This window comes from Sorangium sp. So ce362, from assembly GCF_051519845.1.
Classification (GTDB): Bacteria; Myxococcota_A; Polyangia; order Polyangiales; family Polyangiaceae; genus Sorangium.
Window position 1 is genome coordinate 5,378,345 of the sequence record NZ_CP150332.1, and the last position, 15,872, is coordinate 5,394,216.

Genomic DNA, 15,872 nt, shown 5'->3' on the forward strand with positions numbered 1-15,872 from the left:
GATCCCGGAACCGATCCCTGCGCCGTGCCCTACGTCGTGGCCAGGAGGGCTGGCCTCGAAGGACGCACGGCGAGCCGCGGCGCCTCCAGCTCCTCCGCGACGCCGTGGATGGCGGCCTCGATGCGCTCGAGCGTCTCCTCGCTCATGTGGCTGTGCAGGGGCAGGCAGACCTGGCCCGCGCAGAGCCGGTCCGTGTTCGGCAGCGCGTCGCCCGCCGGGGCGCAGCTCAGCTCGTGCAACGGCGGGTAGAAGTACCGGCGCGCCTCGACGCCGCGCCGGGCGAAGGCGGCGACCGCGTCGTCGATCGGGACGTCGGCCAGCCCGACCCCGAGGTTCTGTCCATTGACGCGCACGCCCGGCGGGATGCGCTGGGTGCGGTACACCTGCGGATGCCGGGACAGGGCCGCGCGCAGCCGCTCGAGGTACGTCCGCCGGCGAGCCAGCGCCTCGGGGAGCCGGCGGAGCGACGCCAGCGCCAGCGCGGCGCGTAGCTCGTCGATCTTGGCGTTCATCCCCGGGACCGACGCCCGCAGCGGCTGCGCGAGCCCGTGGTTGCGCAGCTGGCGCATCGCCGCGCTCACCTCCCGATCCGGGGAGACGACCACGCCGCCCTCCGCGGCCACGAGGATCTTCGTGGCGTGCAGCGAGTAGGTCGTCGCCGTGAGGAGCGCCTCGGCCTCCCGGCTCGCCGTCTCGGTGCCCATGCCGTGCGCGTTGTCGTAGATGACGGCCGCCCCGGCGGCCCGCGCCTGCCGCGCGACGCCGGCCAGGTCGGGCGGGACGCCGAACACGTTGACCGGGAGGACCAGCGTCACGTCGTGCTTCGCGAGCAGGCCGCGCAGGTGCTCCGGATCCAGCGTCCAGGTCTCCGGATCGATGTCGCAGAAGATCGGCTCGAAGCCCGCATGGACCGCGGCGTTGAGCGTCGCGATGAACGTGAAGGCGGGGAGGATCGCCTTGCCCCGCCGCACCGCCGCGGCCTCGATGGCGAGGCTGATCGCGACGGCGCCGTTCGAGACGACCACGGCCTCCTCGACGCCGAGGAACGCCGCGATCGCCCGCTCGAAGCCCTCCGCGAACGGGCCGCCGTTGCTCAGCCGCCCCGAGCGCAGGACCTCGGCGAGCTGCGCCGCGATCGCGTCCGGATCGTCCACCTGCGGCAGGACCATGGGGATCAAGGGGCGCTGGTCGCTCATGCTTGTCGCTCCAGAGATAGGCGCTGCAGCGCAACGCGGCCGATGAACTCCGGGATGCCGAGCAGGTACCGCCGCCAGAGCCGCCTCGGCTCGACCACCAGGCGGTAAAGCCAGTGGACGTGATGTCGACGGACCCACTCGGGCGGGTAGGCCACCGCCCCGGCCACCTGATCCAGCAGCCCGCCCATGCACCAGGCGGCGTGCACCTGCAGCGCCGCGAGGTGCCGGTCCACCCACAGCTCCTGCTTGGGCGGGCCGAGGCCGACGATGAGCAAGGCCGCGCCCGAGTCGTTGATCTTCCGGACCACCGCCGCCTCCTCCTCGGGGCCGAAGTACCCGTGGTGAGCCCCCGCGATCCGGAGGCCCGGACGCTGCGCGACGAGGCGGCGGGCGACCTCGTCGGCGATCCCGGGCGCCCCCCCGAGCAGGAAGACAGAGGCCCCGCGCTCGGCGCACAGGTCCACGATCCTCCCCAGCTCGACCGGGCCCACGTTGATGCGCTCGGGACACGGTCCGCCCAGCAGGCGAGCCGCCCAGACCACCCCGATGCCGTCGGCGTACACGACGTCGGCGCGGCCGACAGCGTCGCGGTACGACGCCTCGCGCTCCGCCAGCGTGGCGCAGTACGCGTTGACATAGGTGTAGTACGCCGGCCTGCCGCCGGCCTTCGACGACCCGAGCAAGGCGTCGTCCAGATCGAGCAGCAGCTGCTCGAACGTGAGCCGTGCGACGGGGACGCCGAGCACGTCGACCCGGGGCGCCGCGGGCGGGTCCGCGATCATGCAGCACCTCCGGCCGGCGCCACCTTGGCCTGGGTGCCGATGAACGCGCGCGGATCGGTGACCGGCCCGCGATCGAGGACGGGCCGCGCCTCGTCGGTGCCGAACATCGCGACGTAGTCCCCGTGGAACCCGTCGCAGATGTCACGGAGCGCGCAGCTCCGGCATCCGGCGCCCTTCGCGTAGCCGTTGTGCTCGACGCGGTTCAGCGCGTCGCCGCGGTAGGCGGCGTCCTGATCCCCGCGGCGACGGAAGAGCCGGTAGGAGAGCCCTTCCAGCTTCCTCAGCGAGGGGCCGAGCCGCGAGCTCACGTCGGCGCGGAGCAGCCGGCCCCGGAGGTCGAGCGCGTCGGCCAGGCGGAGGAGCGGCTGCCGGAGCGGCCCGAGGCGCGGCCGCGCGCCGAGCGGGACGGGCGGCGACAGGAGACCGCCCCGCATCCGTTGCGGTCCCTTGTTGGTCCAGGTCCAGCTCGCGAAATCCCACTCGTGCGGGTCGTACGGGAGCTGCTGGTAGTCGTAGACCGAGGGCCAGTGGCGCTCGGACACGACGCAGTGAGGCAGGTACCGGACGTTCGCCTCCACGCCGGCGCGCGCGAGCACGTCCAGGGCCTCGTCGAGCGGCTCCCGCAGCTCGGCGTAGCGAGGCACGTTCTCGGCGGTGCGGACCCCCGCGTTGCGCTGATCCGCGAACGGGTTGAAGGCGAGGAAGTTGACGGCGCGCGCGCCCACCTCGACCGAAAGCTTCGCGACCGCCGGGAGCTGGGGCACCGCGCGCTTCGACATCACGCAGTTCACCCGGAACGGCACCTCGAGCGCGATGAGGTGGTTCAGCGCGCGCATCTGGCGCACGTGCGCGCCGTCCGCTCCCACGGCCAGGTCGTGCGCCTTCCCGAGCCCCTGGACGCTGACCAAAAAGTCGGCGACGCCGGAGTCCTTGAACTGCTGCACCTTGTCGCGCTTGTCGAGCACCAGCGCGTTGGTGATGAGCGTCGGCGAGAGGCCGATCCCGACGCAGTACCGGACCAGCGCGTGGATGTCGCGCCAGATGGTCGGCTCGCCGCCCTGGATGTCGATCGCCGTGTTCCCGTAGAAATCGACGAGCGTCCGGCAGATGGCCTGCGCCTTCTCCAGCGACATGAACGGGTGCTCGGGGTGCTCCTTGTCCTCGATCCGATCGAGGAAGTAGCAGAAGTGGCAGCGGAGATTGCATGTCTGCCCGAGCCACAGCACGCCACGGCGCGTGATCCCGCGGCCCTGGGCGTAGAGCGGCGGCGCGGCGGCCGGGCGCGCGTCCGGCACCGCCAGGGCGAGGGCCCGCTCGAGCAGGACCTCCGGCGGCTCGATCTCCACGGGGGCCTGCGGCACCGAGCCCTGCGACCCCTTGCGCTTGAGCTGCACCAATGAACCGTTACCATCCGTGCTGGTCTTCACTTGGGCCTCACCTGGGTTCCATCCTTCACGCGCGGCAACGCGCCGCGCGCTGCGAAGGCGCCGACACGGCTCGGGGGATCGTATCTCGACGGCCGCGACGTGGCGTTGCGCGCCGCGCCCTGCCGCTCGCCGGATCCGCTGACGGGCAGTTGAACTGCTCCGCGATCAGGGCGATAGAGGAGCGCCATGCTCACGCCACGACCCCCGGCGAAGGCGCTCCTCCACCCGTGACGGCGCCGGCCCCGCGCGAGGCCCCCCCGCCTCCGGCGAGGAGGAGCGTCTCCGGCAGCATGGCGCTGAAGACCGCGAGCGATCTCGTCTCGCGCGGCGTCCGCATGCTCCTCGCCGTGGTCGCCGCGCGGCAGCTCGGGCCGGCGGGCTTCGGCGACTACAGCTACGCCTTCGCGGTGGGCTTCCTGCTCGGCGAGCTCGCGGACCTCGGCCTGCACCTCTTCATCGCGCGGGAGGTCGCCCGGGATCCGGGCGCTCCCATCGGCCCGCTCGTGCGCCTCAAGCTCGCGGTGACGCTGGCGGCGGGCGGCGTCGGGCTCGGGGTCGGCCTCCTCGCGGACGCGGCCTCGCCGCGCCGCGCGCTCGTGTGGCTGCTGACCGCCGCGTGGCTGATGGCCTCGTTCGTCGAGATGCTGAACCAGGTGTTCCGCGGGCACCAGCGGATGGAGCGCGAGGTGCTCGTGGCGCTCACCATGGCGATCGCGTCCTTCGGGCTGGGGACGGCGGCGCTGCTCTCGGGTCTGGGCGCGCTCGGCCTCGCGTGGGCCCTCGTCGCGGGCCACCTGCTCGCCCTCGCGCTCGCCGTGGCCCTCGCCGCCCAGCTCCTCGAGCGCCGGCCGGGGTCCGGCGGGGGCGCGATGCTCCCGCGGGGCTTCCTCCGGGAGGCTGCGCCTCTCGCGGTGGTGATGCTCGCCAGCCCCACCTACTTCCAGATCGATCTCCTGATGCTGGGCTGGATGAGCACCCCCGGGGCGGTCGGCGACATGAGCGCCGTCCAGCGCGTCATCGGCGGCGCCATGGTGCTGCCGGGCGTCGTGCGCGCGGCGGTCTTCCCCGCCTTCGTCGCCAGCCGCTCGGCGAGCGTCCGCAGGCGCCTCGCCGCGTCCACCTTCCTCGGCCTCATGGCCGCAGGCGTGCTCCTGAGCGCCGCGGTGTGGTGGCTCGGCGCGCCGCTCGTCCGGCTCGTGTTCGGCGCGGAGTACGCGGGCGCCGTGCTGCCGCTGCAGCTCCTGACGACGGCGCTCGTGTGGATGCTGCCGGAGTTCGCCATCGGCCCGATGCTGTTCGCGACGGGCCAGCAGCGCCCGTACGCCGCCCTCTGGGTGACGAGCGTGCTCCTCATCGCGGCCGGCAACCTGTGGGCGATCCCGGCGCACGGCGCCGCCGGCGCCGCCCTGGTGAAGCTCGTTGTCACGTTCGGCCTTGTGGCAGGCGAGGTGATCGTCCTCTGGCGCGCCCGGGACCGCCTCGGGGCCCCGTGAGCGGCCGCGGAGCGGGCCTCTCCCGCGCTCGTCGATCGCCCGGCGCACGGGTCAGTAGCTCCCCACGCCGAAGAGCATGCGCAGCGGCGTGAGCGCGATGATCTTCAGGTCGAGCCAGAAGCTGGCGTTGGCCAGGTAATAGATGTCGAGGAGGACGCTCTGGTCGAAGGTGACCTGGTTGCGCGCCGCGACCTGCCACAGGCCGGTGATCCCGGGCCGGCCGTCGCTGCGAAGCCGGTGCCACGCCTTCAGCGCGTCGAACTCCGCCATCGGATAGGGCCTGGGGCCCACGAGGGCCATGTCGCCGGTGAGGACGTGGAGGAGCTGGGGGACCTCGTCGAGGCACAGCCAGCGGAGGACGCCGCCCAGCCGCGTGATGCGCGGATCCCTGGGGTGCTTGGGGATGACGACCCCGTCCTCGCGCACGAAGCCGGGGATGTCGCCGCGGATGACCGAGAGCCGCGCGGCGTCGCCCTCATCCTCGCCGTCCCGGCGCCGCGCCCGCATCGTCCGGTACTTGAAGAAAGCGAACGGCTCCCCGCCCAGCCCTGCGCGCGGGGCGACGTGGAACGCCCCGCCCGGGGACTCGATGCGGATCAGCAGCGCGATCGTGAGCCACAGCGGCGCGCCCCCGAGCAGCACCGACAGGGCCACGAGCTTCTCGACGGCCTGGGTCGCCGCGGCGTCGAGGCCGCTCCGCTCGCCCGAGCCGAACCGGACAACCGGGATCCCCTCCGCGGTCCGCTCGGTGAGGCCGAGGCGCGCCGCGAGCCACTCGAGGTCCCGCGACGCGATCGCGACGGGCCGCGCCTGTCCGCCCGCCCGCCGCAGCACCTCCCCGATGGCGTCGAGGCCCTCGACGGCGATGGGAGCGCTCGGATCCAGCGGAGGAGGCGACGCGGTCTCCCTGCCAGCGAAGGACGTCGGTGCACAGCTCAAGCAAACCTCCTGGGGGTGTCCGGTCCGGCGTCGCGACGGTGCCCCGCGCTGCCGGACGCGCTGCCGTCTCGTCTCAGCCCTCTCTCAGCTGCTCCCCGAACGCCCGGCGTGTTCGCCACCGCGCCCACGCCGGGAAGAGCTCTCCCACCGCGCTGCGGAGGCGGAGCCGCAGCGCGGCGCTCCCGCGCGCCCGCGGCGCGCGCCAGAGCGCGGCCACGCTCTCGGCGACCCGGTCCACCGGGACGCCGCCGTCCTGCGGTCGAGACACCGCCCCCCGGCGCCGCCGCTCGTCCTCGTGCAGGCCCGTATCCACCCAGCCGGGGTGCACCTGCGAGACCCGGATCCCCCGGGGCGCGAGCTCGAGATCGAGCGCGTCGCTGAGGCCACGGACGGCGAACTTCGTGGCGCAGTAGACGCTCTTCAGCGGCACGGCGCGGAACGAGACCTCGGATCCCACGTTGATGATGTGCCCTCCCCCGCCGCCCATGGCCTGCACCGCGTGCCGGCAGCCGAGGAGGACGCCGACGAGGTTGGTGCGGACGATCGACTCGACCTCCTCGAGAGCCATCTCGTCGAGGCGCCCGTAGCCCTCCCGGGCAGCGTTGTTGACGACGACGTCGATCCCGCCCAGGAAAGCGCGCGCCGCGCCGAAGAAGGCGCCCTGGGAGGCGTCGTCGCCGACGTCCACCGCGCCCGTGCCGAGCCGGCGGCCCGCGTGCTCCGACGCGAAGCGCTGCTGCAGGGCGAGGAGCCCCTCCTCGCCCCGCGCGCCGGCGAAGACCCGGTGTCCCTCCTGCAGCGCGCGCGCCACGACGGCCCGCCCGATCCCGCGCGAGCCGCCGAGCACGACGATGGCGAGGGCGCGCTCAGGCACGCGCGACCCGCGCCAGCAGATCTCGCCCCAGGCTGCGCACGAGGAGCTGTTCGTTGCTCACGAGGTGCTGCTGGTTGAGCCACGGCGCCGCGCACGCGAAGCAGCCATGATCGCTCAGGTGCTCCCACGCGGCCCGGAAGCCGACCTCCAGCACGTTCTTCGCGGGGAAGTCCGAGAGCCGCTGGTTGCACGGATACATGCGTCCATCTCCGTCGATGAACGCATAGTACCGGCCCGCGCTGCACGGGAGGTACGGGAAGCTCGCCCGCCGCGCCTCCTCGGTGACGCGGTCCTCGCCGTGGTGCTCCCACCAGCGCGCCATGTTCTCCCAGACGCGCTCGCGGAAGACCAGGGGCGCCCCCTCGCGCTTGAGGGCGAGCAGGGCGTCGGCCAGGACCTGGCGCTCGCCCGCGTCGAGGGAGTTGTCGCCGTGGATGCGCAGCTGACGGTCGGACTGCGGGGCGTAGCTCATCACGACCTCGAGTCGCGCGTCGAAGCGGGTCGCGAGGTCGAGGAGCCAGGGCACCTGATCCTTGTTCCGGCGGTTCAGCACCGCCTTCACGATGCGCGGGATGCCGCGCGCCTGGCATACCTCCAGCGCCCCGACCGAAACGGCGAAGGTCCCCTCGCCGCGATTCAGATCGTTGATAGGCGCTGGCCCGTCGACGCTCACGACGATCGAGCTCAGATGCACGAGCTCGTCCACGCGCTCCTTGACGCGGAATCCGCTGGTGACCATCCCCACCGAGATCCCTCGGCTCACCGCCCGATCGACGATCCGGCCGATCGATTTGTGCAGCATCGGCTCACCGCCCGTGAGCGTCATGACAGCAGTCCCGAGCTCCGCCGCATCGTCTACAATGGCGCACAGCTGCTCATAGTGAAACTGCCCGATGCTGTCCCGCCGGTGGTGGTAGTCTCCGTAGCAGTACTCGCAGCTCAGGTGGCACCGGTTGGTCACGGAAACGTCCACCCAGACGGGACGCGCTTCGCGGGCGAGCTTGGCGCGAACGAGTGAGCCCAGGTACCGAGGAGAGCGGTGCACGCCCGGCAGTATAGGGAACTGGCACCCGGATGTCATCCACTCTTTATAAGTACATTTTCCTATGGTAAAGGTTCGAGGGTTCAAGATGTTCCGGAGCTCTTACCGAGCGGCCGTCAAGGAGGCATTTTTGCGATGAGCGCGAGCAAGCGAATCCTGGTCACTGGTGGGGCAGGTTTCCTCGGGTCGCACCTCTGCGCTCGGCTGCTGGCCGAGGGCAACACCGTGATCTGCGTCGACAGCATGGTGACGGGGCGCGAGGAGAACCTCGCGCCGCTGATCAAGAACCCACGGTTCCAGTGGCATCGCTGCGACGTCAGCGAGCCGTACCATTTCGAGGTCGACCAGATCTACAACATGGCCTGCGCGGCATCACCGCCGAAGTACCGGGCCGATCCGGTGCACACGCTCAACACGAACGTCTTCGGCGCGATCAACGTCCTCCGGCTCGCGGAGAAGCTGGGAGCCCGCGTCCTGCAGGCCTCCACGTCCGAGGTCTATGGCGACGCGCTGGTCCACCCTCAGCACGAGGACTACTGGGGGAACGTCAACCCGATCGGGCCGCGGGCCTGTTACGACGAGAGCAAGCGGGTGGCGGAGACCTACTTCTGGGAGTACCGCCAGACCCGGAACGTCGACACCGTCATCGTCCGCATCTTCAACACCTACGGGCCGAACATGGCGCGGGACGACGGCCGGGTCATCGCCAATTTCGTGGTCAAGGCGCTGCGCGGCGAGGCGCTGGAGCTGTACGGCGGCGGCGATCGCACGCGCTCGTTCTGCTTCGTGAGCGACCTGATCGAGGGGCTGGTTCGCGTGATGAACGCCGGGGACCTGACCGGGCCCGTCAACCTCGGGAATCCGGCCGAGACGACGATGACGGCGCTCGCCGAGCTCATCATCCGCAAGACCGGCGGGCGCGCGAAGCTGACGATGGGCGCTGCCGTGATCGACGACCCCCACCGGCGCAGGCCCGACATTTCCCGGGTCAGCGAGCTCCTCGGCTGGCGTCCGGTCGTGGATCTCGAGTCGGGCCTCGATCGCACGATCGACTGGTTCCGCCCGCGCGTCTGACGTGTCGACCCGGGCGGGCGAGCCTGTCGATGCGCTCGCCCGCCACCCTCCATCGATGGGTCCGCGCTCCGGCCGCGCCGCGCTCAGCCGCCCTTCGAGGGGAGGCGACCGGAGGTGGCCATGACGCGCCCGCCGCGGCCGGCGCGGACGTCCGCCAGGATCCGATCGCGTCGCGCCGTGATCTGCCGTCCGAGCGCGCGGTGGAGCACGGCCCTGAGGGCCATCCCTCCCAGCCCGCGCACGACGGCGCCCGGCCCGGGAGCCGACTTCAACCGTTCCATGAGGATCCGCGGCGCGGTCCGCATCGAGAGCAGGCGGGCGTCGTCACGCCGATAGAGCTCCGGGTAGCTCGAGCGGAGCTGCTCTCTCGCGGCGGCGTTGCGCGCCAGCGCGCGGACGACGTCGGCCATGCTGTCGACCTCGAAATGGATGGGCGCCTCGGGGACCACGACAAGCGTGTCGCCCGCGACGAGCGCGGTGAGCCACGAGTCCTCGGTGACGAGATCGATGGGCAGCCGAGGGAGCATTCCCTCGCACGGCAGCCCTCGGTTCGCCATCACCGCGCCCAGGCGGTCGCGGTCGATGGCGTAGAGGCGACCGGAGATGTAGTCCTGACCGAGGCTCGTCGTGAGCAGGCGGATGACGGTGCCGAGCGGCGCCGGCGGCACCCCGCGCGGCTGCTCGAACGCCGCGGCGACGGCGGCGCGCGGCGAGCGCTCCAGGGCGCGCAGCAGGGCCGAGATGGCGCCCGGGGTCGGGCGCACGTCCGCGTCCGTGAACACGAGGCGGCTGTTGCGCGCCCGGGTCACAAGGGCGTTCCAGGCGTGGTTCTTGCCAAGGTCGCTCTGGATGACGGCGAGTCGCGGCTCCCGCTCCCGGAATGCGTCGACGACGCTCTCGGTGCCGTCGGTGCATCCGTTGAGACAGACGAGGATCTCGTCCACCTCGGGACCGAGCCGCGACAGCTCGGTGAGGGTCGCCTCGATGGTGCGGACTTCGTTGTACGCCGGCAGGCAAACACTGGCTGGCATCGGCTCCGACGCATAGCACCGCGCCGGCTCGGATGTCACGCGGAGCGCGGCCCGCACCGGCGTCTCCCGGGGTGCGTCGGCGAATCAGCAATGACGCCCAGGGGACGACCACCGAATCGGCGATCGGCATCGCCGGTCTACCTGGGGTCGTCGTGTCAGCCGGCCAGTACGACGCTGCCGCCTTGACGACGTGGCCGAACGCGCCTTGTATGAGCGGATGCTCCGAGCGATCGCCGAGGACGTGTGGGCGTACGAGAGGGACCTGCGGCTGCCGGTCGGCTACCTGCCGTCGCGCGCGACCGTCGTGCGGCGGGCCGATGGCGGGATCGTCATCCATTCGCCGCTCGCGTTCGACGACGCCGCGGCCCGGGCGATCGACGCGCTCGGCGAGGTGCGCGCCATCGTCGCCCCGAGCCGCCTCCACCACCTCTTCGTGAAGGCCGCGACCGAACGCTGGCCGCGCGCGAGCGTGCTCGGGGCGCCCGGGCTGGAGAAGAAGCTGTCCGGCCTTCGCTTCACCCCGCTGTCTCGGTCCGGCGTCATGCCCGAGCTCGGCGACGACCTCGGCGTTCGCCTCGTGGAGGGCGTGCCGTACATCACGGAGCACGTGTTCCTGCACGCGCGCTCGCGGACGCTCATCGTGACGGATCTCCTCTTCAACGTGCACGAGGTCCGCAGCTTCGGCATGAAGGTCTTCCTCTGGCTCGGCGGCGCGTGGAAGAAGACCGCGCAGGACCACGTGTGGCGCGTGCTCATGAGGGACCGCGCCGCGGCCTCGCGGAGCGTCGCCGACGTCCTCGCGTGGGACTTCGAGCGCGTCGTCGTCGCCCACGGCGACGTCGTCGAGGGCGACGCGAAGGACCGGGCGCAGCGGGCGCTCGCCTGGATCGGCGGCGGGGCCACCCCGCTCCTGCCGGCGAGATGAGAGCGCGCGGGCTCTCTCGGCGCCCTTGGCGCTCCTGGCGTTCTTCTTGAGGGGAGCGTCGACGGTGCGACGGTAGGGTCGATATGCCGGACGCGGCACCGGCGCTGCCTGACGAGCCGCCGGGCGGAGGTCGTCAGACAGCGCCTGTCACCGCGCTAGTTGGAGCGGGTCGCCGGGTACCTGTAGAAGTTCTGCGCCCACTCGATGGTCCAGATCGTCGGCTCCACGTACAGGTTCTTGTCCGTGCCGAGGATCATCTCCCGCTTCATCTTCGCCATCGCCGCGAGGAAGACGCGGCGGTCGTCCTCCATCCGCGACCGCATCACGGACGAGGGCGGGTACAGCTCCTTGACCTGCGCCACGACCGCGGGGTCGTCGACCCACCCGTCGACCCCGTGCTCGCCCTTCGGGAGGCGCTCGCCGCCGGCGTCCAGCCAGTCGCGCAGATCGTTGTTGCCGCGGTTCATGCCGTCCGTGTGGCAGCCGATGCACGAGCTGCCGGTGTTCAGGCGGCGGTCCTGGGCGGCGAAGCCGAGCGTGCTGTTGATCGCCGCGTCCGAGGCGTTCCGGAGGATGCGCGGATCACGCACGATGTTGACGAAGGCGTCGACGCGGCGCTGGTTGAAGCCGCCCCACAGGGAGTACCCCTGCAGGCCGTTCGGCAGATCCCAGATGACCTCCTCGGCCGACTGCTGGAGCCCGTCGGTCCCTGTGTAGTAGCGGCAGTTCACGAAGCCGCTGCCACCGTAGCTCGGCGCCGCGTCGCACCCCGGCGGCTCCGTGCCCTGGGGCTGAGCCAGGGTCGCGATGAAGCTGTAGTTGTTCGCCGTGCCGCCGATGCCGGTCCCGCTGATGAACTTCGGGATCGGGTGCGCCCAGAAGGGGAACCGGATCTGCCCCGACTCGTACGCCTGCTCGATCGTGTTCACGCCGTCGAGCTGCCCGGAGAAGACGTCCCACGTCTTCCAGTAGTACCCGCCGCGCCTCGTCTTCGCCCTGAAGTACATGCGGGAGTCGACGGTGATGGCCTGCTTGGTGACCATGTACTCGTACGACTTCATCCCCGCGTCCTTGATGACGCCGAGCTCGCTCTCGAGATCCTGGGCGTACCAGGGGATCGCCATGATGGAGTTGTAGACGTCCGGACGGGTCAGCGTGTAGACGAGCTGGCTCGCCTCGATGTAATCCGTCTTGAAGCCGTCGACGTAGGGCGGCAGCACCGCGCTGTCCGTGGCGCCTTCCACGTTGCCGGCGAGGACGCGACCCCAGACCAGGCGCGCGAAGCTCGGATCCCTCTGGACCTCCGAGGTGTACCGGTACTTCTCCCTGAACGTGACATCGGAGCCGACCGGCTCGCCCAGGTAGTTGACGCTGGTCCTCCCGAAGAAGACGTCGTCGTCCGACCCGCCGAAATGGAGCTTCGTGACGCCCTTGTTGTAGCCCCAGTAGTTGCGGGTATCGAAGCGGTAGACGATGCCCTTGCCGTTGATGTCCACCGGGTTCACGATCGTGGGAGCCCAGCGCGCGGTCGAGTTCAGCGCCTTCGACAGCCCGACGCGGGCCACGTTCATCTCCTCCGCCGAGACGCCCTTGTTGTGGATCTCGTGCAGCGAGGCGTACTTGATGAACTCCGCGTCGGCCGCGGGAACGGTGGCCTTGTCCGTCGCGATCCACGACTTGACCGTGGCCTCGGCGACCTGCTCGCCGGCCGCGACGGGGCGCGGGGTCACCGGCAGGGTCGACGAGACGGCGTTTGCCCACGCCTGCACGGCGGAGAGCATCTGCGTGTTCGCGTCCCTGCAGCTCGAGCCGAAGCAGTTGTGCCGGTCGATGCCCATCCGGACAACGAGCTTGGAGTCCGCCGGCTTCTTGAAGTTCACGCGCGTGAGCGCGTACTCGTGGGCCAGCGCCGGATCGACGTCGGCGTGGAGGGGCGCCTGGGCCTTGCCCGTCGAGCTATGGCAGCCCGAGCAGTTGGCGGTCAGCAGCGGATAGACCGTCGTCTTGAAGGCCGCGAGCGACGTGGCCATGTCGAAGTTCATCTCGCTCGGAATGCAGACGGCCTCGACGTTGACGCCGCCCTTGCCGTTCGGGAGCTGGCTATAGCCGAGCCCGCACCCGGACGCCGGGGAAACCCCCGTATCGCCGCCGGTGCCGCCCGTACCGCCGGTGCCGCCCGTACCGCCGGTGCCGCCCGTACCGCCGGTGCCGCCCGTACCGCCGGTGCCGCCCGTACCGCCCGCGCCGCCGGTGCCGCCCGCGCCGCCGGTGCCGCCCGCGCCGCCGGCCCCGCCCGCGCCGCCGGCCCCGCCCGCGCCGGTCCCGGTCGTCGACGAGGAGGTCGTCGATGACGAGGAGGTCGTCGACGACGAGGAGGTCGACGACGAGGTCGAGGAGCCCGCCACGGCCCTCATCGAGAACATCTGGTTCTGTCCGTTGGCCCAGCTCCACTGCTGGAGGCCGGCGCCGTCCGACGTCGAGCGCCCCGCGACGTCGAGCACCTTGTTGCTGTTGCGGTTCGTGAGCCGCTGGTTGGCGCCGACGTCCGCGATAGAAAATTGCTGGCTCGTGGCGTTGCCGCAGCTGGACTGGACGATGGTGGCGCCGTTCGACGTCGACCCTGCGTTGACCCCGAGGCAGAGGCCGCTGTTCACGTTGCGCAGCCGGAAGAAGTTGTTGCCCGCGGACTCCACCCGAAACTGCTGGTTCGTGTTGCCGGTGCTGCAGGTGGCGATCTGCGCGGCCGCCGAGCTCGACCTGCTCGCGCCGCGGATCTCCACGCACTTGTTGCTGTGCACGCCGACGATCGTGTACGCCGCGCTCGGATCGATCGTGAGGCTCTCGTCGAGCTCGCCGCCTTCCTCGCTGTCGTAGTCCTCCGCGAGACCTACGCAGGAGACGGCGAGAAGGCCCGTCGCGGCGGCAAGCAAGGCATGCCTGGATGTGAGTCTCATAGGATTTTCCTCATGATTGTAACCAAGTAAAAAGCCGATCTGTTTACAGCTCGACGCTGCCCTTCGTTGATCGGACGCGCTCGCCGCGCGGTGAAGGTTAAGGCTGCCGAGATATCGCCGCGGTGGCCGTCCGGTGAAGCTCTCTCGCGAGGTGCACGGAGCAAGTGGGCGCGTTCCGTGCTCGGTCAGGCACTGCGACGAGGGTAGTTATTGTTTCATGTCGACTTGCAGGTCAAGAAGAACCTGTATTTCGAGGTGCTTTGCGAGACGACGTGACTATTCCGAAGTCACGACAACGGCCGTTATGAGGTGATAATTGGTAGCGCAATATCCGACACCGACCGAGGCCTCGGCGGCTTTCGTCCGTGAGTTCGCCCGTGAGACTGAACTGGTTAAGCCGTGTTTGAATCGAGCACGCTGCGACTCCCGGATGGATCCACCAGCGACCAGGTCTTCGCGAGCGCCGACGGCTTCACGAATCCAGGTGGGCCGGTTCTTTTGCGCGGTGACTGGACGGGATGGCACGAGCGGCCGAGGGGCCTGGGTACCAGGACGTCAGGAGAAGAATTTTGACGCACAGGCGTCAAGATGCCAATCGCGCCCACGAGACAGGAAATTTCGGCACTCCCTGGTGTTTATGCGCCCTGGACGCTCCTGGCGCTCTCGGCGGATTGATCCAGATTCCTGCGCCAGAGGCCGCCGAGCGCCGCGCCGGCAGCTCGGGGATCATGGTAAAACGCCCGGCCGGGGCGGGCGCGCATCCCGGCCGCCCTCGGCTCTTGTCTCTTGTTGCTCGGGAGGACCGATGTCCGACATGCTCGTCAATCTGCTCAAGCTGCCGCCGCTCGAACCGGTGATCGAGGCCATGCGGCGGGCCTCCGTCGTCGTGCGGCGGGCGGCGCCTTACGAGATCACGCGCGTCCGCCGGTTCGTCGAGCAGCACTTCACGACGTACTGGGCCGATGAGATCAGCGTCGGCTACGCGAACAAGCCCATCAGCATCCATCTCGCGATCCGCGACGGCGAGGTGATCGGCTTCTCCGCCTACGAGTGCACCCGCCGCGGCTTCTTCGGCCCGACCGGCGTCGCCGAGAGCGAGCGCGGCCGCGGGGTCGGCAAGGCGCTGCTCCTCGCCTCCCTGCACGGCCTCGCGCAGATGGGCTATGCGTACGGCATCATCGGCGGCGTCGGACCTGCCGAGTTCTACGCGCGCACGGTCGGCGCGACGCTCATCCCCGACTCCGCCCCTGGGGTCTACGCCGACCCGCTGAGCAACCCGGCCCAGGGCGACGGCGCGGAGCCGCCGCGCTGACTGGCGTCGGGGCGCAGGGCTGGGACGATAGGGTTCAGCCGATAACGCGCGTCGGGGATGATCCGCAGCGGTGGACGAGCGGAGTCGGCGAGCGGGACAGCGAGGTTGACCGAGCGGTCCTCTTGACGAAACCGTCGGCGAGGAGAAGGATGCGGCCTCCCGAGCTCCGGTGGAGGCCAAAATGAAGCTCTATTTCAGCCCTCGCGCCTGTTCGCTCTCTCCCCATATCGCGCTGCGCGAGGCTGGCCTGGAGTTCGACCTCGAGCGCGTCCACCTCGGCACGAAGAAGACGAGTTCGGGCGCCGATTTCACCCGGATCAACCCCAAGGGCTACGTCCCCGCGCTCGAGCTCGAGAGCGGTGAGGTGCTCACGGAGGGGGCGGCGATCGTCCAGTATATCGCCGATCGGAAGCCCGAGTCCGGGCTCGCGCCCCCGGCAGGCACCCTCGATCGCTACCGGCTGCAGGAGTGGCTCAGCTTCGTCGGCACCGAGCTGCACAAGCCGTTCGCGCCCCTCTTCAAACCCAGGCTGCCGGAAGAGCAGAAGAGCGCGGCCAGGGCCTACCTGGGCCGGCGCTTCGGTTACGTGGCGCAGCGCCTCGACGGCACCGCGCACCTCCTCGGCGAGCAGTTCACGGTGGCGGACGCCTACCTCTATACCGTGCTCACCTGGACGAAGCTCGCAGGCGTCGATCTCGGCGGCTGGCCTGTCCTCGGCCAGTACAGAGAGCGCGTCGGCGCCCGTCCTGCCGTGCAGGCCGCCGTCGCGGCCGAGCAGCGGATGTAGCGGCCCCTTCCCCCTCCAAGCGCCTCGACGGACCGC

The 15,872-nt window shown here is 70.8% G+C and carries 13 protein-coding genes; 5 read left to right on the forward strand and 8 right to left on the reverse strand.

The features are described 5' to 3' along the window. Positions 1-29: 29 nt before the first annotated feature. The 3 genes from WMF17_RS20930 to WMF17_RS20940 are packed head-to-tail and all read right to left on the reverse strand — an operon-like array spanning position 30 to position 3,405. Positions 30-1,196 carry a DegT/DnrJ/EryC1/StrS family aminotransferase gene (locus WMF17_RS20930; protein WP_437603849.1) on the reverse strand — a complete coding sequence of 389 codons (1,167 nt, stop codon included), beginning with the start codon at positions 1,194-1,196 and terminating at the stop codon, positions 30-32. Further along, complete coding sequence (locus WMF17_RS20935; RefSeq protein WP_437603850.1) at positions 1,193-1,978, reverse strand: WecB/TagA/CpsF family glycosyltransferase; 786 nt, start codon at positions 1,976-1,978, stop codon at positions 1,193-1,195. Before WMF17_RS20935 ends, WMF17_RS20930 begins: the two co-directional genes overlap by 4 nt. Continuing rightward, a complete protein-coding gene (locus WMF17_RS20940; protein WP_437603851.1) occupies positions 1,975-3,405 on the reverse strand; it encodes a radical SAM protein in 1,431 nt (476 codons plus the stop codon). Before WMF17_RS20940 ends, WMF17_RS20935 begins: the two co-directional genes overlap by 4 nt. A gap of 290 nt (positions 3,406-3,695) precedes the next feature. Between WMF17_RS20940 and WMF17_RS20945 the strand changes: the two genes are divergently transcribed. Further along, positions 3,696-4,898 carry an oligosaccharide flippase family protein gene (locus WMF17_RS20945; RefSeq protein ID WP_437650873.1) on the forward strand — a complete coding sequence of 401 codons (1,203 nt, stop codon included), beginning with the start codon at positions 3,696-3,698 and terminating at the stop codon, positions 4,896-4,898. Positions 4,899-4,949: 51 nt separating this feature from the next. Here the strand turns inward: WMF17_RS20945 and WMF17_RS20950 are convergent, their stop codons facing one another. The 3 genes from WMF17_RS20950 to WMF17_RS20960 form a co-directional block, all read right to left on the reverse strand. Next, complete coding sequence (locus WMF17_RS20950) at positions 4,950-5,837, reverse strand: sugar transferase (RefSeq protein WP_437650875.1); 888 nt, start codon at positions 5,835-5,837, stop codon at positions 4,950-4,952. A gap of 73 nt (positions 5,838-5,910) precedes the next feature. Next, the gene (locus WMF17_RS20955) at positions 5,911-6,711 is read right to left on the reverse strand and encodes an SDR family NAD(P)-dependent oxidoreductase (protein ID WP_437650877.1); all 801 of its coding nucleotides are present in this window, start codon (positions 6,709-6,711) and stop codon (positions 5,911-5,913) included. Then, entirely contained in the window at positions 6,704-7,672 is a 969-nt protein-coding gene (locus WMF17_RS20960) for a radical SAM/SPASM domain-containing protein (protein WP_437603855.1), read from the reverse strand. Before WMF17_RS20960 ends, WMF17_RS20955 begins: the two co-directional genes overlap by 8 nt. Positions 7,673-7,888: 216 nt before the next feature. On the opposite strand from WMF17_RS20960, the gene WMF17_RS20965 reads away from it, so the two are divergent. Next, positions 7,889-8,827, forward strand: coding sequence for a UDP-glucuronic acid decarboxylase family protein (locus WMF17_RS20965; protein WP_437603856.1), 939 nt, complete (start codon positions 7,889-7,891; stop codon positions 8,825-8,827). Positions 8,828-8,910: 83 nt separating this feature from the next. On the opposite strand, the gene WMF17_RS20970 is transcribed toward WMF17_RS20965, so the two are convergent. After that, the gene (locus WMF17_RS20970) at positions 8,911-9,858 is read right to left on the reverse strand and encodes a glycosyltransferase family 2 protein (RefSeq protein ID WP_437650879.1); all 948 of its coding nucleotides are present in this window, start codon (positions 9,856-9,858) and stop codon (positions 8,911-8,913) included. Between the two features lie 217 nt (positions 9,859-10,075). On the opposite strand from WMF17_RS20970, the gene WMF17_RS20975 reads away from it, so the two are divergent. Beyond that, entirely contained in the window at positions 10,076-10,783 is a 708-nt protein-coding gene (locus WMF17_RS20975; RefSeq protein ID WP_437603858.1) for a DUF4336 domain-containing protein, read from the forward strand. Between the two features lie 155 nt (positions 10,784-10,938). Here the strand turns inward: WMF17_RS20975 and WMF17_RS20980 are convergent, their stop codons facing one another. Then, positions 10,939-13,737: an RICIN domain-containing protein gene (locus tag WMF17_RS20980; RefSeq protein ID WP_437650880.1), complete on the reverse strand. Its 2,799-nt coding sequence runs from the start codon at positions 13,735-13,737 to the stop codon at positions 10,939-10,941. A gap of 805 nt (positions 13,738-14,542) precedes the next feature. Here WMF17_RS20980 and WMF17_RS20985 point away from each other — a divergent pair. Together WMF17_RS20985 and gstA are read left to right on the forward strand one after the other, a co-directional pair. Continuing rightward, complete coding sequence (locus WMF17_RS20985) at positions 14,543-15,049, forward strand: GNAT family N-acetyltransferase (RefSeq protein WP_437650882.1); 507 nt, start codon at positions 14,543-14,545, stop codon at positions 15,047-15,049. A gap of 181 nt (positions 15,050-15,230) precedes the next feature. Beyond that, positions 15,231-15,836, forward strand: coding sequence for a glutathione transferase GstA (gstA, locus tag WMF17_RS20990; RefSeq protein ID WP_437650884.1), 606 nt, complete (start codon positions 15,231-15,233; stop codon positions 15,834-15,836). Positions 15,837-15,872 lie beyond the last annotated feature (36 nt).